The organism is Rhizobium sp. O111 (genome assembly GCF_055616315.1).
This window is the reverse complement of record NZ_JBSHXL010000001.1, coordinates 2232055-2251389: the sequence shown is the minus strand read 5'-3', so window position 1 is coordinate 2251389 and position 19335 is coordinate 2232055. Positions and strand designations below refer to the sequence as shown.

Genomic DNA, 19335 nt, shown 5'->3' with positions numbered 1-19335 from the left:
TCCGGCCCCGGCCGTCTGCTAAAATCAAACCGTATAGGACCGATATCATGGCCTTTCTTGCCGATGCTCTTTCCCGTGTGAAGCCTTCCGCCACCATCGCCGTTTCCCAGAAAGCGCGCGAGTTGAAAGCAAAAGGCCGTGACGTGATCGGTCTTGGCGCCGGTGAGCCGGACTTCGATACGCCCGACAACATCAAGCAGGCGGCGATCGACGCGATCAACCGCGGCGAGACGAAGTACACGCCGGTTTCCGGTATCCCTGAACTGCGCAAGGCGATCGCCGCGAAGTTCAAGCGCGAGAACGGCCTGGATTACTCCTGGGAGCAGACGATCGTCGGCACCGGCGGAAAGCAGATTCTTTTCAACGCCTTCATGGCGACGCTGAATGCCGGCGATGAAGTCGTCATCCCGGCTCCGTACTGGGTGTCGTATCCTGAAATGGTGGCGCTGTGCGGCGGTACGCCCGTCACGGTCATGACGACGCAGGAAAACAACTTCAAGCTCCAGGCAGCAGATCTCGACAAGGCGATCACGCCGAAGACGAAGTGGTTCATCTTCAACTCGCCGTCCAACCCGTCGGGTGCCGCCTATACGCATGACGAACTGAAGGCTCTGACCGATGTGCTGCTCAAGCATCCGCATGTCTGGATCCTGACCGACGACATGTATGAGCACCTGACCTATGGCGACTTCAAGTTCGTCACGCCCGTCGAAGTCGAGCCGAAGCTCTATGACCGCACGCTCACCATGAACGGCGTCTCGAAGGCCTACGCGATGACCGGCTGGCGTATCGGCTACGCGGCCGGCCCGTTGCAGCTGATCAAGGCCATGGACATGATCCAGGGCCAGCAGACCTCGGGCGCATCGTCGATCGCGCAGTGGGCGGCTGTCGAGGCGCTGAACGGCACGCAGGCGTTCATCCCCGAGAACAAGAAGATCTTCGAAGGCCGCCGCGACCTCGTCGTGTCGATGCTGAACCAGGCCAAGGGCATTTCGTGCCCGAACCCGGAAGGCGCCTTCTACGTCTACCCGTCCTGCGCCGGCCTGATCGGCAAGACGGCGCCGACGGGCAAGGTCATCGAGACGGATGAGGACTTCGTGTCCGAGCTTTTGGAATCGGAAGGCGTTGCCGTGGTTCACGGCTCTGCATTCGGCCTCGGCCCGAACTTCCGTATCTCCTATGCGACCTCGGAAGCACTGCTGGAAGAAGCCTGCAAGCGCATCCAGCGCTTCTGCGGCGCCTGCAAGTAAGCAGTCTTGCTTTGAACTTCGAAACCCGCCGGCGACGGCGGGTTTTTTGTTGCGGGTGTGTTTTGCTCCCGCCCATTTAAGGATCGCTAATGACTGGCGTCTATTGGTGCGGTGTTTTTATAGATTTCATTGCCTCCGGATCATGACGCTTCAATCCTTCCAGCTCGACCTCGCAACGGTTCTCCTGTTGCATCAATGCTCGTTTCTCGTCGGCGCTCTCTGCTTTCTCTATACGCGCTGGCAGTCGAAGCGCGGCGAGGGGTTGGGCACGCTGGCGATCGGCTTCCTGTCGCTGGCGATGTCGTCGACCTTGGCGGGGCTGGGCGAGCGTTCGGTGCTCTCCCATGAAATATGGACGTTCGGCACCTTCGTATTCGGCCTTATCGGCTATTCGGTTTTCTGGGTCGGCATGCGCCAGCTCAGCAGCGGCCGGCGGCGGCGGATCGATTGGCTTGTGCTGATCATTCCAGCGGTGCTGATTGTGACCGCGATCGTCACACAATTCTACCTGGTCGACTCGCTTCGCGGCGCGGTCGGGAATTTCGTTTCCTTCCTGTCGCTTGCGGCGGCCACGGCCACCGTGCTGCACGATCGGCGGCCGGAACAGCTGCCGGTGCGGATCGTGCTGTCGGGCGTGATCGCGCTGTCGTCGCTTCTGGCCTTGCTTATCGTCATTGCCATGCTGACGCCAGCAATCGCTCCGATGACGCCGCGCTGGGCGTTCTTCATCCGCATCATCTGCCATTTCGCGATCGCGCTCTTCGTCATCATCCTGGTGAAGGAGCGCGCCGAGGCGGCGCTGCGGCATGTGGCCGATACGGACATGCTGACCGGCGTCGGCAACCGCCGCTGGTTCACCTCGCGGATGCCGAAGGTCATGCGCGCGGATGATGCGCTGCTGTTGATGGATCTCGACCTATTCAAGCAGGTCAACGATCGTTTCGGCCACGATACCGGCGATCAGGTGCTCGTCAGCTTCGCCGATGCGATCCGCTGCAACCTCAATGCAAGCGGCAGCTTTGCGCGTCTGGGCGGCGAGGAGTTCGCGGCCTATCTGCCGAAGACGAATGCCTTGGAAGCCATGAAAGCGGCCGAGCGTCTGGTCGATCTGATCGGCAAGCTCGAAGTCGACAGCAACGGTCAGCGCGTGCCGCTCACCGTCAGCATCGGCGTTGCGACGAGCGCGGATGCGGGCCGCTCCTGGAGCGATCTGCTCAAGATGGCCGACGCGGCGCTTTATGCCGCCAAGGATGGCGGGCGCAATCGCGCCGTTCTCTACGACAAGATCGCGGCGTAATCGCTTTTCTCAGTTGGCAATCCGATTCAGCTTTTCGCCGTAAGGCGTTGATTTCGGATTCTATCTGCCGCTGAGGTTCTCGATCTTCATAACCCCAGGCTCGCCAGCATCAGGAACGTCGCGAACAGGATGAAGTGCGTCATGCCCTCGATGGCGTTGGTCTCACCATCGTTGAGGTTGATGGCGGCGGCGATCAGGGTGATCGTGACCATCACTGTCTGCACCGGCGTCATTGCCATGATGAAGGGCTGGCCGGTGTAAAGCGCGATCGCTTCCATGACCGGCACGGTCAGGATGACGGTCGAGAGCGAGGCACCCATGGCGATGTTGACGGTTGCCTGCATGCGGTTCTTCAAGGCTGCGCGAAGCGCGGTCAGGATCTCGGGCGCGGCCGATATGGTCGCGACGACCAGCGCGGTGAGGCCGATCGGCGCGCCAGTGCCCTTGAGGCCCGTCGTCATGAAGGCCGACATGAATTCGGCCAGCAGGCCGATGATGACGACGCCAGCCAGGATCGTGGCGATCGAGACCGCCGTCGACCCTTCGTCGCCATGCTCCTCCGATGCGTCCTGCTTGCGCTCGGCGCGGGGGTAGCTGTAGCTGAAGAAATAGCTGTGCTGGCCGACCTGCATGCGTAGGAAAAGCGCGTATAGCGCGATCATCGCCACGATGGTGAAGGCGGAATAATAGTGCCACTTCTCATCGGGCACGAATTCCGGGACGATCATCGAAATGCCGATCGCCGTCAGGATCATCACGCCGTAGGTCTTGCCGGAGTTGTCGTTATAGGGCTGCTCTCCATGCTTCAGGCCGCCGAGCAGGGCGGCGAGGCCGAGGATGCCGTTGATATCGAGCATCAGCGCCGAATAGATCGTGTCGCGCACTAGCGTCGGCGAGCTTTCGCCGGCCATCATGATGGCGAGGATGATGACCTCGACGGCGACAGCCGAGAGCGTTAGGATCATCGTGCCATAGGGATCGCCGACCTTGATGGCGAGGATTTCGGCGTGATGGGCCACGCGCATGGAGGCGAGCACGATGGTCACGATGAGGGCGGCAGCGGCAATAAGGGCCGCGCCCTGGCCCATCTCCATGATCGCGTGTTCCGACAGAAAGGCCGCCACGCCGACCGCAATCGCGATCAGCAGGTACCGTTCGGTTTTCAGGCGTGACACTATCCCCAACGTCGAGCTCCGATCTTGATTCATGTATCAAGTCTAAGGCGATGATTTCACATATCAAGTCGGCGATTGCGCGGGGCAGGTTTGCAGTCTTGGGCATTTAATGGAATACTGCCTCATCGGTCAGCCGGAAGCATATCGCGGCGCCTCTCGTCTTTTTGCCAGATGGCACCGCGCTAAACAGGATCCGATCCTGTCGGTTCGGTGTGTTGAACCAAGCAAAAGAGGAGTGAAGTGCATGGTCAAGGTGGTCTATGAAGTCGTCCAGCACGATGGCGGCTGGGCCTACCGGCTGGGAAACGTGTATTCCGAGGCCTTCCCGACACATTCCGAAGCGCTTGAGGCGGCCCGTATCGTCGCGGCCGAGCAGCAGGTCGGCGGCGATTCCGCCGAGATCAGCTGGCAGGACGACAAGGGCAAGTGGCACGAGGAATATGCCGAAGGTGGCGACCGTCCGGAGACCGAGGTGGTCGATGGTAACTGGAAGACCCACCAGGCCGCAACGTCGCCACGCGCTTGACCGATCGCACTCTTCATGAGGCGTTCCATCAGTCCCGGCGGCCGAGCGCTCCTTCCCTGATATAATCGAGCAGGCCCGTGACCAGTGCATCGAAGGTGACGCGGTAGCGTGGCGAGGTTCTGATCGCCTCGTGCATCACCACCCAGGTCGCGAGCGGGATTTGAAACGCCTGCGGCAGAACGTGGACGAGATTCTCATCCGACGTCGTCAGCCCTGTCTGGCACATTCCTATCCCCAATCCCGAGCGGATCGCCGCCAACTGCGCCAGCGTGCTGTCGGCCTTGAAGCCGAATGTGAGGTCGGCGAAGACTGGGTAGCGTTTCAGCATCGTCCTGACATAGCCGGTGTGCCGGTCGAAGCCGATCAGGCGGTGGTTGCTTAGATCGGCTAGCGTTTGTGGTGTTCCGCGTTGATCGAGGTAGCGGCGATGGGCGTGGAAGCCGAGCGGGATATCGCCGATGCGGCGTACCACCAGCGCGTCCTGTGTCGGTTCGCTCATGCGCACGGCGATATCGGCTTCGCGGCTCAGCAGATCCTCGACCGCGTCGGAGGCGGAGAGCTCGATCTCGAGCTCCGGGTACTGCCCCATCAGCGGCGCCAGGATCGAGGGCAGCACCTCGACGCCGATCACCTCGCTGGCACTGATGCGGACTGGGCCGGCGATGCGGTCGCGATGGCCGGAGGCGGTGCGCAGCAGGGCGGCGGAGGTGGATGCCAGCGTTTCGGCGTAAGGCCGGAGTTCGAGGGCGGCTTCGGTCGGCATCAGGCCGCTCTGCGAGCGGACGAAGAGTTGCGTGCGGACGATCTCTTCCAGGGCGTCGATATGGCGGCCGATGGTCGGCTGCGTCAGTCCAAGCTCGCGAGCGGCGGCCGATAGCGATCCGTGGTGGAGCACGGCGAGAAGGGTGCGGTAGAAATCCCAGCTTGGCTCTGTCATTCAAATACGTATAGATGAGATACGAATTTCGTCAATTTCGTTTATCTCTGCGGGAGCGCATCATCTGATCATCAACAGATGGAGACGATGATGACACAGCAGATCGCACTTGTACTCGGAGCAAGCGGTGGCATTGGCGGCGTGGTTGCCCGCAAGCTTGTTTCGCGCGGCTGGAATGTCCGGGCGCTCAACCGCAATATAGAGAAGGCGCGCGCCGCCGAGCCCTGTTTGAACTGGGTGCAGGGAGACGCGATGCGTGCGGCCGATGTGATGGCCGCCGCGCAAGGGGCGAGCCTGATTGTGCACGCGGTCAATCCGCCCGGCTATCGCGACTGGGAAAAGCTGGTGCTGCCGATGCTGGACAATACGATCGCGGCCGCCAAGGCGGTCGGCGCAACGATCGTGCTTCCAGGCACGGTCTACAATTTCGGGCCGGACGCGTTTCCTGTTCTGCGCGAGGATAGCCCGCAGCATCCGGTGACGAAGAAGGGTGCCATCCGCGTCGAGTTGGAGAAGCGACTGGAGGCCGGATCGCGAGAGGGCGCGCCCGTTATCATTGTCAGGGCCGGCGATTTCTTCGGGCCGGGGGCGGGGAGCAGCTGGTTCTCGCAGGGCATGATCACGCCGGGCAAGCCCGTCTCCACCGTGACCAACCCGGCACGCAATGGCGTGGGGCATCAGTGGGCCTATCTGCCTGACGTGGCGGAAACGATGGTGCAATTGGTCGAGCGCCGCGAGCGGCTGCCTGGTTTTGCCGTCTATCACATGGACGGCTTCTGGGATCGCGATGGGCAGCAGATGGTCGAGGCGATCAGGCGCTCCGTTGGCGGGCGGGTGAAGGTGCGGGGATTTCTCTGGTTTGTCGTGCCCTTGGCGGCACCCTTTGTGACCTTCATGCGCGAGCTGAAGGAGATGCGCTATCTCTGGCGCGAGCCGATCCGGATGAGCAATGAGCGGCTGGTGGCCGAACTCGGTTTCGAGCCGCGGACGCCTGTCGATGAGGCCGTCAGGACGACCTTGCTGTCGCTCGGCTGCCTTGAGGGGCGGATGGACGGTGAGGTGGCGGGCGCAGTGGCGCCGCGCGGTTAGCCTTGGCTGAGTTCCGCGAGCGCGATGCGGGCGACCGTTAGCGGGCTCTGCGCTTCCGACTGCATGCCGTCGTCGAGAAACCAGGCGGCGGAGAGGCCGCAATAGGCGGCGATCCAGCGTAGTAGGCGCTCAGGCTCGATGTTGGCCGCGGCCGATATGATGGGGAGTTGGCGCCGGAGGCGATCGGGATCGGTGACCGTCGAGAGTTCCGGGTTGGCGAAGATGTTGGCGTAGTCGAAGCCGCGCTCGCCAACCAGGCCCTTCGGATCGATCGCCAGCCAGCCGTGCTCTTCGAAATCGAGGACGTTGCCGTGGTGGATATCGCCGTGCAGGACGGTCTCGTCACGGGGGTCGGCGAGCAGGGCGGTGGAGATCTCGTGGCACTCGGTGAGCACAGCGCCATATTTTCCGGCGGCTGGAGCGAGGTCGCGGAACCATCGGGCAAGGGGAATGAGCGACGGCTTCGATGCATCGCGCGGCGCATGCAGTTTGGAGACGGTGTCGCAGAGGATGCGGCTTGCCTCGTCATCCTCGCCTTCAGCGGCCATGGTCAGTAGTGAGCGGCCACCTTGGGCTCGTTCGAGCACGATGGCATCGGCGTCGTGGCAGTAGACCCTCGCCGCACCGTTTCCGTCCCACCAGTCCATCACGGCGGCACCCGAGCGCTCGGCTTCGTCGGCGCTCAGCTTCAGGATGGCCGGCTTGCCGCGCCACAGCACGGGCAGGAGGTTGCTGGAGTGGGTGACGACAGGCTCGCCGTCAGGGGTGAGATGCCAGCGGTCGAGATAGGGCTTGAACATGAGGGGATGCTAGCCGGTCGCGGCCGGAAAGGGAAACGAGGTCGCCTAAAAAAGAAATCCCGCCGGGTGGCGGGATTTCGAGGCTCGGGTTGATCAAGCGACCGTTTCGAGGGCCGGGTAGTCGATGTAGCCCTTCGGGCCGCCGCCGTAGAGGGTGGCCTGGTCGATTTCGTTGAGCGGGGCGTTGGCCTTCAGGCGCTCGACGAGATCGGGGTTGGCGATGAAGGGCTTGCCGAAGGCGATCAGGTCGGCCTTGCCGTTTTCGGCGGTGTCGATGGCGAGCTGACGATCGTAGCCGTTGTTGACCATCCAGCTTGCCTTGCCACCGGCCTTTTCATAGGCGGCGCGCAGGCCGGCATAGTCGAAGGGCTTGTCGCCCTGCTGGAAGTTGCGGTCGCCGCCGGTCGCACCTTCGATGACGTGGATGAAGGCAAGGTCGTATTTTGCCAGACCCTCGACGACGTAGTCAAAGAGCGGCTGCGGGGCGGCGTCGGATGCGTCGTTGGCGGGGGTGACCGGCGAGATGCGGATGCCGGTGACGCGCGGGCCGATTTCCTTGGTGATCGCGTCCACCACTTCGAACAGGAAGCGGGCGCGGTTTTCGATCGAGCCGCCGTACTGGTCGGTGCGGTCGTTGATGTCGGCGCGCAGGAACTGGTCGATCAGGTAGCCGTTGGCGGCGTGGATTTCGACGCCATCGAATCCGGCATCGATCGCGGCGCGGGCGGCCTTGCGGTAATCCTCGACGATGCCAGCAATCTCGGCGGTTTCAAGCGCGCGGGGCTCGGAGGTCTCGGCGAAACTGCCGGTGCCGTCGGCGTTGACGAGGTAGGTCTTCGATTTGGCGGTCTTGTTGCTCGAGGAGACCGGCTTGCCGCCGTTCGGCTGCAGTGTCGTGTGCGAGATACGGCCGACATGCCACATCTGGACGACGATCTTACCGCCATGGGCGTGCACGGCGTCAGTTACGCGCTTCCAGCCGTCCAGGGCTTCCTTGCTGTAGAGGCCGGGGACGTCGGCATAGCCCTGGCCCTGGTGGGTGATCGCGGTCGCTTCGGTGACGATCAGGCCGGCGGAGGCGCGCTGCGTATAATATTCGACGTTGAGGTCATTCGGCACGGCGCCCGGCGAGCGGTTGCGGGTCAGCGGGGCCATGACGATGCGGTTCTTGACGGCGATGTCGCCAACCTGCGTCGGTTCGAAGAGCTTGCTCATGGGAAGTCCTTTCGGTGTTTATGATGGTTTGGGGGCGTTGGAAGGATCATTCAGCCGGGGCGGGCATGGCTGCCTTGCCCTTGGCGGAGAGATAGGTAAGCGCCGTGACGACAAGGCCGATCAGGGCCATGAAGGCGGCGACGAGCGGTACGCGGGTCATGTTGAAGCCGAGCTCGATGGCCATGCCGCCCGCCCAGGCGCCGAGCGCGTTGCCGGTGTTGAAGGCGCCGATATTGATCGTGGAGACCAGATTGGGCGCATCCTTGCCGAAGTGCACGACACCGACCTGCAGGGCGGGGACGGCGGCGAAGGTCGCTACGGCCCAGACGAAGAGGGTGATTTCGGCGGCGGTGAAATAGGGGCTGGTGAAGCCGAAGGCGACCGAGGTGACGGCGATCATCGCGAAGACGCCGGCGAGCGTCGGCCCGAGCTTCCAGTCGGCGAGCTTGCCGCCCAGCAGATTGCCGACGGTGAGGCCGAGGCCGATCAGGAACAGCGTCCAGGTGACGCCCTGCGGCGACAGGCCGGTGACATCACGCAGGAGCGGCGCGATATAGGTGAAGAGCGCGAACATCGAGGCGGAGAAGAAGACGGTGGTCGACAGCGCCAGCCAGAGGTGGCCGTTCTTCAAGGCGGCGATCTCGCGGAAGATGTTGCCCTGTTCTTCCTGTTTGTCCCTGGGGAGCACGGCGATCAGGCCGGCGATGGTGATGACGCCGAGGACGGTGACGACAGCGAAGGTCGAGCGCCAGCCGAATGCCTGGCCGATGGCGGTCCCAAGCGGCACGCCCAAGACGTTTGCGAGCGTCAGGCCGGTGAACATCAGTGCCACGGCGCGGGCGCGGCGATCCGGCGCCACCAGGCTGGCGGCGACGACGGAGCCGATGCCGAAGAAGGCGCCATGGCAGAGCGCGGTGACGACGCGGGCGATCATCAGCACCCAGTAGCTCGGCGCCAGCGCGCAGAGCAGATTGCCGGCAATGAAGAAGGCCATGAGCGCGATCAGCGCCGTGCGGCGCTTCAGATGCGCGGTCGAGACCGCCATGACAGGGGCGCCGACGGCAACGGCGAGCGCGTAGCCGGTGACGAGCCAGCCGGCCTGCGGGATCGTCACTGCAAGGTCGGTGGCGACTTCGGGCAGCAGACCCATGATGACGAATTCGGTCGTGCCGATCGCAAAAGCGCTGAGCGCCAGGACGAGGAGGGCGAGGGGCATGTCTAGAGATCCTGTGCCAGTTGCTTGAGGAAGGCAGCGATGGTTTCTTCGTTGCGCTTGTAGAAGATCCACTGGCCGACCCGGCGCGTGGTCACGAGATTGGCGCGGCTGAGCGTGCCCAGATGGGCGGAGACGGTTGATTGCGAGAGGCCACAGCGTTCGAACTGGCTGGCACAGACACCCATTTCGAGCGGATGCTCCTGCGAAGAGAAATGCTCTTCGGGATTCTTCAGCCAGTTCAGAATCTCCATCCGCTTCGGATGGGATATCGCTTTCAGGATTTCGTCGTTGTCCATCGTCGTTTGCCGAACCATAAATCGTTTCTGATCGATATATGGATCGACGGTTTTCGATGTTCAAGACATGCGCGAACGGCGCGTGCGATTTTTTCCGTGGTTAAATTTTAAGCAAAAAAAGAGGGCCACCGAATGAACGGGGCCCTTTAAGGTGTGAAGGTTATTCAACCTCCAGAGGGGAACAGCTAATGCAGCGGCACTGGGAGAGAACCGCCATGTGCATCAACTGAGTGCGATATGATGCTTTGGCGGGCAGATTTCAATGCCCGTTTGCGCATGCCTGCTATGCAATGCAGCATTTTATGCTGCGATGCGGAAAATTAGGGCAAATCAAGGCAAAAAAAGAGGGCCACCGAAAGCTCGGGGCCCTTTATAGGTATGAAGGTCTAAACCTCCAGAGGGGAACAGCTAATGCGGTGGAACTGGGAGGAAAAGCCACCGTGTGCATCAGCTGAGGTTGATATGGTGTTTTAATGTGCAGTCGGCAACCAATTTTTGTGCATGTCAGACATGCGTGAACTGCACGGCTGCGAATTTTGTCGCAAAAACAGTTAGAAACTCCAGTTTCTGGCCTTGCTGACGATGAAGTCGCGGAAAGCCTTGAGCTTGGCGGCGTTCTTCATTTCGTCGGGGTAGCAGAAATAGGTGTCGAAGGACGGCACGTCGGCGTTGATCGGCAGCTGAATCAGGCCCGGGTCGCGGCCGACGATGTAGTCGGGCAGGCAGGCGACGCCCATGCCGAGCAGGCAGGCGCGCTTGATCGAGGTCTGGCTGTTGATCTGCAGGTGCGGAATGCGCTTGTTGTCAGACGAGCGGCCGGCGATTTCGAGCCAGTTCACGTCGAGCAGGTAGTTTGGCGCCGGTTCGCCGAAGGTGATGATTCGGTGGTTGTCGAGATCCTCGACCGCCTGCGGCTCGCCATATCGGTTGATATAGGAGGGGGCCGCGTAGACGTGCATGTGCACGGTAAACAGCTTGCGCTGGATGAGATCTGATTGCTGCGGCTGGCGAAGACGAATCGCGCAGTCGGCGTAGCGCATGTTCACATCCACTTCCTCGTTGTCGAGGATGAGCTGGATCTGGACATCCGGATAGAGCTGCATGAACTCCTGAATCTTGTCCGTGAGCCAGCCCTGGCCGAGACCGACCGTGGTGGTGACGCGCAGCTTGCCCGACGGCGTTTCCGTCGTCTCGGTCAGCTGCATCTTCACGGTTTCGAGCTTCAAGAGCACGTCATGGGCGGTGCGGTAGAGCAGCTCGCCCTGTTCGGTGAGGATGAGGCCGCGGGCGTGGCGGTGGAACAGCTTGGTGCCGACATCCTGCTCCAGCGCGCTCACCTGACGGCTGATCGCGGATTGGGACAGATGCAGCTTGTCGGCCGCGTGCGTGAACGAACCGGCTTCGGCAGCTGCGTGGAAAATACGCAGCTTGTCCCAGTCCAACGGCATTCCACCACCCCTCATGCCGATATTACTCCGCAGCTACGGCGACGGGCACAAGGCCCGTGAGATAACGTTCGGCCTCGAGCGCTGCCATGCAGCCCATGCCGGCGGCGGTGATCGCCTGGCGGAAGGTGTCGTCGGTGACATCGCCGGCTGCGTAGACGCCCTCGACCGAGGTCGCGGTCGAATCCGGCGCGGTCCAGAGATAGCCGTTGTCCTTCAGCTTCAGCTTGCCCTTGAAGAGCTCGGTTGCCGGCGCATGGCCGATCGCCACGAAGACGCCGTCGATCGTGTGGTCGGCAACAGTGCCGGTGCGCGTGTCGCGCAGGCGAACGCCGGAGACGGACGGCGGCATCGGCGGCTTGGCCGGCGCGCCGGTGATTTCGGCGATCTCGGTGTTCCAGAGGATATTGACGTTCTCCTTGGCGAAGATGCGTTCCTGCAGGATCTTTTCCGAGCGGAAGCTATCGCGGCGGTGAACGACCGTCACGGTCTTGGCGATGTTCGAGAGATACAGCGCTTCCTCGACGGCAGAGTTGCCGCCGCCGACCACGATCACGTCCTTGTTGCGATAGAAGAAGCCGTCGCAGGTGGCGCAAGCGGAGACGCCGAAGCCCTGGAAGGTCTGCTCGCTCTCGATGCCGAGCCACTTGGCCTTTGCGCCGGTGGCGATGATCAGCGTGTCGGCGGTCCAGACCTGGCCGCTATCGGTGCGGGCGACGAAGGGGCGCTGGTTCATCTCGACTTCGGTGACGATGTCGTTGACGATCTCGGCGCCGACATGCTTGGCCTGCTGCAGCATCTGGTCCATCAGCCAGGGGCCCTGGATCGGATCGGCGAAGCCCGGATAGTTCTCGACGTCGGTGGTGATCATCAGCTGTCCGCCTTGCTCCATCCCTGCGATCAGGACCGGCTTCAGCATCGCGCGCGCCGCATAGACGGCAGCGGTATAGCCGGCGGGGCCGGAACCGATGATGAGCACCTTGGTGTGGCGGGCGGACATGAGACTTCCTTTCAACTGGCTGGACGCGCTGGATATAAGGCGAATACGGCCATCACGCGTCCATGCGTTATTTATGAACGACCAATGCTTTTATTCAAGGGCAGCCTTGCGTTACCAACAAGGCATTCGGTGTGGATGTGCAAGATTCCGTCATCTCAGGGAAAGATTCTTGCGTATTGTGCCGCTTTATATAGAAGCTGGATTCACGATTTTAAAGAAAGGCACTCGCTTGGTTCGCGCTGAACTGGACGCCATCGATATCAAGATCTTGCGTGAGCTGCAGGCGGATGGCCGCATGACCAACGTCGAGCTCGCCGACCGGGTCGGCATCTCGGCGCCGCCCTGTCTTCGGCGTGTGCGCAAGCTGGAAGAGTCCGGCGTTATCGAAGGCTACCACGCGATGCTGAACAGCCCGAAGCTGGGCTTCGATCTCGTCGCATTCTGTATGGTCGGTCTCAAGCATCAGTCGGAAGCCAATCTCAAGGCGTTCGCCGCAGCGACGACACAGTGGCCGCTGGTGCGCCAAGCCTGGATGGTCTCGGGCGATAGCGACTTCCTGTTGCATTGCGTGGCTGAAAACCTGACGCGGTTCCAGGACTTCGTCATCGAGGTGCTGACCGCCAACGAGCATGTCGACACCGTGCGCACCATGCTGACGATCCGCCAGATCAAGAAACTCGGATTGACCGAAGTCTGATTTGTCTCAGCCGAGGCTGTCGTAGATAGCCTTCAGCTTCGTGGCTTCGCCTTCGATGCGGAAGTTTTCCATGACATGCGTCTGGGCATTGGCGGCGAGCCGCGCCAGGCGGCTTTCATCATCCATGAGTTCCGAAACGGCCTTTGCCATCGCATCGAGATCGTCGCGGGCAATCAGCACGCCCGCGCCGTTATCGCCCGTGGTCACGATCTCCGGAAAAGCGCCGACATCGGTTGCGACGACGGGGACGCCTGTGGCCATGGCTTCGAGCGGGGTCAGGCCGAAACCTTCCCAGCGCTGCGGCGCAACGAACAAATCAAGCGCGCGGTACCAGTCGTTGATGTTGGTGTGTTCGCCGACGAAGAGGATGCGGTCGGAGAGGCCGGCGGCGGCGACCTTGGCCTTCAGGCCGTTCTCGAACTCGACATGCTGGGCCGTGGCGCGGCCGGCGATGATGGCGCTCCACTCAGGATGATCGGGGAGAAGCCGCAGCATGGTGTCGACGAAGAGGTCGGTGCCCTTCTGGTGGCGGACGCGGCCGAAGCAGCCGGCGATCTTCTTGTCCGGGTCGAGGCCGCATTCGCGCTTGGCCTGCGCCTTATCGGATGGCGGCGAGAAGCGGGCGGTGTCGATGCCGTGCAGGATGACGGTGCTGGGCACTTCCAGATAGTTGGCCGTCTTGCCCGAGGTCGCGATGACCGCGTCCATCTTCGAGACGAGGAACTTCGTCCAGCCGCTGTGTTTGCGCTGCGATGCGGAGGTGAAGACGATCTTCAGCTTCATGCGCAGGAGGTCGCGCATGATGAGGGCAGGGAGCATCTCGATGTTGCGGCGCGCATGCCAGACGCGGAAGGGCCGGGTCGAGGGCGCGCGCCATAGTTTCGAAAGGTCGCGAAAGCGGATATGCGGGATCGATTCCGGCAGGCCCGGCCCGAGCGCCGCGATCTTTTGACCGAGCGCCCGCTGGACCGGGATAAGCTGGATGATCGTCGAGGTGACGCCTGACAGACGCTTCTTGAAGTTCGGCGCTACGATTTCGACGTCAGCGATATCGACGATGTGCGATCGGCCGCGATCCGCCAAGGTCCTCAGCCCCAGGTGATGGCCAGAACTTCGTAAGCCTTGGAGCCGCCGGGCGCGTTGACCTCGATGGAATCGCCGACTTCCTTGCCGATCAGCGCGCGGGCGATCGGGGAGGAGATGGAGATGCGGCCGGCCTTCACGTCGGCTTCCTGGTCGCCAACGATCTGGTAGGTCTTTTCTTCCTCGGTGTCTTCGTCGACGAGCTTCACCTTGGCGCCGAACTTGATCGTGCTGCCGGACATCTTGGAGAGGTCGATGACCTCGGCGCGCGCCGTCAGATCCTCAAGCTCGCCGATGCGGCCTTCGTTGTGGCTCTGGGCTTCCTTGGCGGCATGGTACTCGGCGTTCTCCGAGAGGTCGCCGTGTGCGCGGGCCTCGGCAATCGCCTCGATGATTCGCGGGCGTTCTTCCTGCTGACGCCAGCGCAGCTCTTCCTGCAGCTTGACGAAACCACCCTGCGTCATCGGTACCTTATCAACCATTTTCTTGTCCTTCAGTCTTTGTGTCGGCTAGGCAGAGACACAAAAGAAAACAGGTCCCGAAGGGGAACTTCGGAACCATGCAAAAACTCTATCTGCTTCGTTTATAGCAGATTGCCTCCGTCGATTTCCAGAGAATTCGATGAAGCGACTTGCAACCCCTCATGGCTTTTCGCGTCAAACTTGAAAAACATCGATCCATGGCGGCTTTTCTTGACTGTTAGCGATAGAACATATAGTGAACATAGGCATGAAGAAGTCACTCGAAGAGCGGTTGGCCATCCTCTCGGACGCGGCCAAATATGACGCCTCCTGCGCCTCCAGCGGAACCACCAAGCGCGATTCCGGCAAGAGCGGCGGGCTTGGTTCGACCGAAGGCGCCGGCATCTGCCACGCCTATGCGCCGGATGGGCGATGCATTTCGCTGCTGAAGATCCTGCTCACCAACTTCTGCATCTACAACTGCGCCTATTGCATCAATCGCTCGTCCAGCAATGTGGAGCGGGCGCGGTTCACGCCGGAGGAGGTTATCTGGCTGACGCTGGAGTTTTATCGGCGCAATTATATCGAGGGGCTTTTCCTGTCGTCTGGCATCATCCGCTCCTCCGACCACACGATGGAGGAGATGGTGCGGATCGTGCGCGAGCTTCGCACCACGCATAACTTCCGGGGCTACATTCATCTGAAGTCCATTCCCGAGGCCTCGCCGCATCTGATCGAGGAAGCCGGGCTCTATGCCGACCGTTTGTCGCTCAACATCGAGTTGCCGACCGATCGCGGCATCGCGCAACTGGCGCCGGAGAAGAAACCGGCCAGCATTCGTCGGTCGATGGGCGATCTCAGATTGAAGATCGAGGCGGCCTCCGAGCCGACGCTGCAGACCAAACGGCGCAAGCGTTTCGTGCCTGGCGGGCAGAGCACGCAGATGATCGTCGGCGCCGATGGCGCCAATGATGCGACCATTCTGGGAACCAGCGCGCAGCTTTACGGGAGCTACGGGCTGAGGCGCGTCTATTACTCGGCCTTCAGCCCCATTCCCGACTCGTCGAAGAACCTGCCGCTGATCAAGCCGCCGCTGATGCGCGAGCATCGGCTTTACCAGGCGGACTGGCTCTATCGTTTCTATGGTTTCGGGATCGACGAGATCACGTCCTCGCAGGAGGGCGGGATGCTCGACCTCAATCTCGACCCGAAGCTTGCCTGGGCGCTCGGCAACCGCAACGATTTCCCCGTCGATATCAACAGGGCGCCGCGCGAGACGCTGCTTCGCGTGCCGGGGCTGGGGACGAAGACGGTGAAATCGATCCTCTCGGCGCGGCGCTTCCGAAAGCTGCGGATCGAGGACCTGACGCGGCTTGGCGTGTCGATCAAGAAGGTGCAGGCGTTCATCTCGGCCGAGGGTTGGTCGCCGCGCCGGCTGATCGACCGACCGGATCTGAGGGCGATGTTCGAGCCGAAGCCGGAACAATTGTCGTTGCTGTGATGATTGCCGTGTTGCTGGAGGGCCGGGGGGAATTGGCCGAGTGGCGCGACGCGGCGCGGCGGTTGGCCGCATCAGGTGTTGCGCCCGAGGAGATCGACTGGCGGGAGCGATATCGCGAGACGGATCTGTTTGCCGCGCCCGAGACCGTGCCGAAGCTGCCGGCGCTGGATGCTTCCAAGCCGCTGACGGTGCCGCCTGCCTTTATCGGGCTTGCGGAAGCGGTGATCTGCCATAGCGATCCGATGCGCTTCTATCTGCTCTATCGGCTGCTCTGGCGGCTGCAAAGTGACCGGTCTTTGCTCGACGTCGCCTCGGACGAGGACGTGGCGCGGGCGCGCGCCATGGACAAGAGTGTGCGCCGCGACGCCCACAAGATGACGGCCTTCGTGCGCTTCAAGGAGGTGGGGTCGGGGATCTCGCTCAACGGACGGCGGAAGTTTCTCGCCTGGTTCGAGCCTGATCATCACATCGTCGCCCGCAAGGCGCCGTTCTTCCAGAAGCGGTTCAACGACATGGACTGGGTGATCGCGACACCCAAGGGGTCGGCTGCCTGGGATGGCGAAAAGCTGACCGTCAGCCATGATCCATGCGAGAAGCCTGATCTGACCGACCCGGCCGACCAGCTGTGGCGGACCTATTATGCCAACATCTTCAATCCGGCGCGCCTGAAGGTGAAGGCGATGCAGGCGGAGATGCCGAAGAAATACTGGAAGAACCTGCCCGAGGCCGATCTCATTCCCGGCATGATCGCCGATGCGGAAAGCAAGGTTCTGGAGATGGCCAAACGCCAGGCAAGCGAGCCGCTGCCGTTTCACGACCGGCTGCAGGAAGCCGCGCGTCGGGTGCCCGCAGCACCAAGGGCGCCCGTGGGCACGCTGGCAGCGCTGCGCGAGGAAGCAGCCGTCTGCATGCGCTGTCAGTTACATGAAAAGGCGACGCAGACGGTGTTCGGCGAGGGGCCTGAAGATGCGAAGGTGATGTTCGTCGGTGAGCAGCCGGGCGACCAAGAGGATCTCGCCGGGCGGCCGTTTGTCGGGCCTGCGGGCAAGGTGTTCGATCAGGTGGTCGTCGACGCCGGGATCGACCGGCAATCGGTCTATGTCACCAATGCGGTGAAGCACTTCAAATACGAGCCGCGCGGCAAGCGCCGCATTCACCAGCGGCCGAACATGGGCGAGGTCACGCATTGCCGCTGGTGGCTCAATCTTGAGATCGAACTCGTCAAGCCGAAGCTGATCGTCGCCATGGGCGCCACCGCGCTGACGGCACTGACGGATACGAAGCACAAGCTGTCCGATATCCGAGGACAGCCGATCAGGATGGGCAAGGAGCGAACACTGTTCGTCACCGTCCACCCGTCCTATCTGCTGCGCATCCCCGACGAGCGGCTGAAGGCGGAGGAGATGGCGCTGTTTCGGGCGGATATGGTGCGGGTGCGGGAGCTGATGGCGGGCATGGCGGCCTGACGATCGCTCGCCTTGCGAATTGCCATGGCGCTTCGGCGCGAATGTTGTAGCGTTGCCGGCAAAACAATCTGGAGACCGTTTATGTTCGATCATGTGTCGATTGGTGTGAAGAGCCTTGAGAAGTCGCAGGCGTTCTACGATGCCGCGCTGGCCCCGCTCGGCTATGAGCGGCTGACGAATTTCGGCAATGTCAGCGGCTATGGCGCTGATCGGGTGGGGCTCTGGGTCGGCGAGGTGGCGCGGCCGGTGGTGCCCGACATGGAATCCGGGCTGCATTTCTGCTTCGTGGCGCCGAGCGAGGAGTCGGTCGATGCGTTTTACGCGGCCGGGCTTGCCAATGGCGGAACCGATAATGGTGCGCCGGGCGTGCGGCCGGATTACAGTCAGTTCTACTACGCAGCCTTCATCATCGATCCTGACGGTTACCGGCTCGAGGCCTATTTCAAGCGGCCGGAGTAATTGAAACAACCTCCGAATCTTCTGATGGTGGCGGGCCGTCGTTGCTCCAGGGCTCGGTCTCGAAGCGTAGCGGCAGGTTCGGCGGGGTGTAGGGCGGCGCTGTCGTCGACGACAATCGGTCGATGACGGATTGGTGCAGCGAGGCGCTGTCGGGGATGAAGCGGCGGTCGGCCAGCGGCAGGTAGATGCGCGTCGTGTCGCCGCGCTTGCGCCAGGAGGTGATCGGCACGCGCCTCGGCACATATTCGAGCAGCCTCCACGCCCAGTTCATGGAGTCGTGCAGTGGTGCCGTTGGGGCAGGCCGGACATAGCTCTTGGTCGGGTTGTCGCCATGGACGAGTTCGTTGACGGCGTCCTCATTGTAGTTGAGGCCGGTGTTTCGGGTCTCGGCGATCATCCAGGCGAGCGGTATCTTGATCGCCGCACTCTCTGCTTCCGGATAACCGCCGCCGATATCGCCATGGACACCGGAGAACCAGACTTCCTTGATATTTTGCGGGGGCGGGGCCGGCGGCTTGAAGGGGCCGCCCCAATAGTCCTGTCCCTGTCGCCATGGCAGCGGATTGAACATGGTTCGCCGCTCGTCGATGGCGAGCGCGTGGCGCACCACTTCGACGCTCGGATTGCGATCGGTAAAGGGAAGCGTCAGGAGCTGCGGGCGCCATTTGCCCCAGACGATGACCGAGGACACACTGTCGAAGAGGCCAAGCAGCTTGATCGGCGGGCGGTCGGTCTTCAGCGTGCGTTCGTAGAGGCGCATGGTCTTGAAGGCAGAGGGCGCATCCCAATCGACATCGGCGGCATCCGCTCCGCCCTGTTGCTGCTCGCTTTCGGAGATGCCCTTGTAGGTGTTGTAGGCGTAGTCGATCAGGTTGACGTGGTACTTGCTCATCAGACCGAGCGAATGGACGAAGCCTGCGAGAACCCGTGCCGTATAGGCGCCGCGGCTGAAACCGAAGATGTAGATGTTGTCGCGGTCCCGATACTCTTGATCGTCTCCGGGTTCGCCGGGCTCGTAATTGTCGACGAGGAAGCGGTAGGCCTCCTTGACGTTCTGGTCGAGGCCCCATCCGGTTGCCAGGCCCCAGAGTTCGACCGTCTTGCGGTAGGCGTTGGACCAGGCATTGGCGGCGCCGAAGGTGCCGACGCCGGGATCGTAGTAGACGATCTGTTTGTCGCTACGGTCGAGAACGCCGCATAGCCTCAGAATATTGGTGCGGTCGGCGGAGATTTCGTTCGACGTGCCATCGAACAGAATGACGATATTCTTGCCCATCGATGCCCCTCACGTGTGGGGACATCGTAACATGATCGCGAAGGGTTTGAAATCTCAGGTGGATTGTCGCGTTTTGCGACACTTCAGCGTGTCGTCGCGTTGGCCGTCGTGCGGCGGAAAAGCCGGCCGTGAAGGGTCACGGCCGG

General features: G+C 62.1%; 19 protein-coding genes. 8 read left to right on the top strand and 11 right to left on the bottom strand.

Annotated elements, in window-relative coordinates:
• The first annotated feature begins 47 nt into the window (after positions 1-47).
• Together ACVTFQ_RS11460 and ACVTFQ_RS11455 are read left to right on the top strand one after the other, a co-directional pair.
• Positions 48-1250, top strand: a complete 1203-nt coding sequence (locus ACVTFQ_RS11460) for a pyridoxal phosphate-dependent aminotransferase (protein ID WP_111562849.1) — start codon at positions 48-50, stop codon at positions 1248-1250.
• A 142-nt stretch (positions 1251-1392) separates the two neighbouring features.
• Positions 1393-2547, top strand: coding sequence for a GGDEF domain-containing protein (locus ACVTFQ_RS11455; protein ID WP_112435944.1), 1155 nt, complete (start codon positions 1393-1395; stop codon positions 2545-2547).
• Between the two features lie 86 nt (positions 2548-2633).
• Here the strand turns inward: ACVTFQ_RS11455 and ACVTFQ_RS11450 are convergent, their stop codons facing one another.
• Positions 2634-3731, bottom strand: a complete 1098-nt coding sequence (locus ACVTFQ_RS11450) for a calcium:cation antiporter (protein WP_111562847.1) — start codon at positions 3729-3731, stop codon at positions 2634-2636.
• 235 nt (positions 3732-3966) lie between these two features.
• Here ACVTFQ_RS11450 and ACVTFQ_RS11445 point away from each other — a divergent pair, with 235 nt between their 5' ends.
• Positions 3967-4248 (top strand): DUF2188 domain-containing protein, encoded by a 282-nt coding sequence (locus ACVTFQ_RS11445; protein WP_018897419.1) that lies wholly within the window; start codon positions 3967-3969, stop codon positions 4246-4248.
• A 28-nt stretch (positions 4249-4276) separates the two neighbouring features.
• Here ACVTFQ_RS11445 and ACVTFQ_RS11440 read toward each other — a convergent pair whose 3' ends face one another.
• Complete coding sequence (locus ACVTFQ_RS11440) at positions 4277-5185, bottom strand: LysR family transcriptional regulator (RefSeq protein ID WP_111562846.1); 909 nt, start codon at positions 5183-5185, stop codon at positions 4277-4279.
• A gap of 90 nt (positions 5186-5275) precedes the next feature.
• Between ACVTFQ_RS11440 and ACVTFQ_RS11435 the strand changes: the two genes are divergently transcribed.
• Positions 5276-6274, top strand: a complete 999-nt coding sequence (locus tag ACVTFQ_RS11435) for an NAD(P)H-binding protein (protein WP_409527937.1) — start codon at positions 5276-5278, stop codon at positions 6272-6274.
• Here ACVTFQ_RS11435 and ACVTFQ_RS11430 read toward each other — a convergent pair.
• From ACVTFQ_RS11430 to trxB, 6 genes are all read right to left on the bottom strand, one after another.
• Positions 6271-7074, bottom strand: a complete 804-nt coding sequence (locus tag ACVTFQ_RS11430) for an aminoglycoside phosphotransferase family protein (protein ID WP_111562844.1) — start codon at positions 7072-7074, stop codon at positions 6271-6273. The two genes, ACVTFQ_RS11435 and ACVTFQ_RS11430, sit on opposite strands and share 4 nt — an antisense overlap.
• A 93-nt stretch (positions 7075-7167) precedes the next feature.
• Complete coding sequence (locus ACVTFQ_RS11425) at positions 7168-8289, bottom strand: alkene reductase (RefSeq protein WP_111562843.1); 1122 nt, start codon at positions 8287-8289, stop codon at positions 7168-7170.
• A gap of 46 nt (positions 8290-8335) precedes the next feature.
• Positions 8336-9505, bottom strand: a complete 1170-nt coding sequence (locus ACVTFQ_RS11420) for an MFS transporter (RefSeq protein ID WP_111562842.1) — start codon at positions 9503-9505, stop codon at positions 8336-8338.
• Positions 9506-9507: 2 nt separating this feature from the next.
• Complete coding sequence (locus ACVTFQ_RS11415; protein ID WP_047506019.1) at positions 9508-9801, bottom strand: ArsR/SmtB family transcription factor; 294 nt, start codon at positions 9799-9801, stop codon at positions 9508-9510.
• Between the two features lie 551 nt (positions 9802-10352).
• Complete coding sequence (locus ACVTFQ_RS11410) at positions 10353-11249, bottom strand: LysR family transcriptional regulator VtlR (protein WP_018897426.1); 897 nt, start codon at positions 11247-11249, stop codon at positions 10353-10355.
• A 22-nt stretch (positions 11250-11271) separates the two neighbouring features.
• On the bottom strand, positions 11272-12246 hold the full coding sequence (gene trxB / locus ACVTFQ_RS11405) for a thioredoxin-disulfide reductase (protein WP_018897427.1): 975 nt from the start codon (positions 12244-12246) through the stop codon (positions 11272-11274).
• A 229-nt stretch (positions 12247-12475) separates the two neighbouring features.
• Between trxB and ACVTFQ_RS11400 the strand changes: the two genes are divergently transcribed.
• Entirely contained in the window at positions 12476-12943 is a 468-nt protein-coding gene (locus ACVTFQ_RS11400) for an Lrp/AsnC family transcriptional regulator (protein ID WP_018897428.1), read from the top strand.
• Positions 12944-12949: 6 nt separating this feature from the next.
• Here ACVTFQ_RS11400 and ACVTFQ_RS11395 read toward each other — a convergent pair whose 3' ends face one another.
• Positions 12950-14002: a glycosyltransferase family 4 protein gene (locus ACVTFQ_RS11395; RefSeq protein ID WP_162718063.1), complete on the bottom strand. Its 1053-nt coding sequence runs from the start codon at positions 14000-14002 to the stop codon at positions 12950-12952.
• A gap of 29 nt (positions 14003-14031) precedes the next feature.
• Positions 14032-14508, bottom strand: a complete 477-nt coding sequence (gene greA / locus ACVTFQ_RS11390) for a transcription elongation factor GreA (RefSeq protein WP_018897430.1) — start codon at positions 14506-14508, stop codon at positions 14032-14034.
• 247 nt (positions 14509-14755) lie between these two features.
• Between greA and ACVTFQ_RS11385 the strand changes: the two genes are divergently transcribed.
• The 3 genes from ACVTFQ_RS11385 (at position 14756) to ACVTFQ_RS11375 (ending at position 17913) form a co-directional block, all read left to right on the top strand.
• Complete coding sequence (locus ACVTFQ_RS11385; RefSeq protein ID WP_111562840.1) at positions 14756-15988, top strand: putative DNA modification/repair radical SAM protein; 1233 nt, start codon at positions 14756-14758, stop codon at positions 15986-15988.
• Positions 15988-17454, top strand: a complete 1467-nt coding sequence (locus tag ACVTFQ_RS11380; RefSeq protein ID WP_111562839.1) for a UdgX family uracil-DNA binding protein — start codon at positions 15988-15990, stop codon at positions 17452-17454. The genes ACVTFQ_RS11385 and ACVTFQ_RS11380 overlap by 1 nt, the downstream gene beginning before the upstream one ends.
• An 81-nt stretch (positions 17455-17535) precedes the next feature.
• Positions 17536-17913, top strand: coding sequence for a VOC family protein (locus tag ACVTFQ_RS11375; RefSeq protein WP_065693456.1), 378 nt, complete (start codon positions 17536-17538; stop codon positions 17911-17913).
• Here ACVTFQ_RS11375 and ACVTFQ_RS11370 read toward each other — a convergent pair.
• Entirely contained in the window at positions 17897-19189 is a 1293-nt protein-coding gene (locus tag ACVTFQ_RS11370; RefSeq protein WP_113177559.1) for a T6SS phospholipase effector Tle1-like catalytic domain-containing protein, read from the bottom strand. The genes ACVTFQ_RS11375 and ACVTFQ_RS11370 overlap by 17 nt on opposite strands.
• Positions 19190-19335 lie beyond the last annotated feature (146 nt).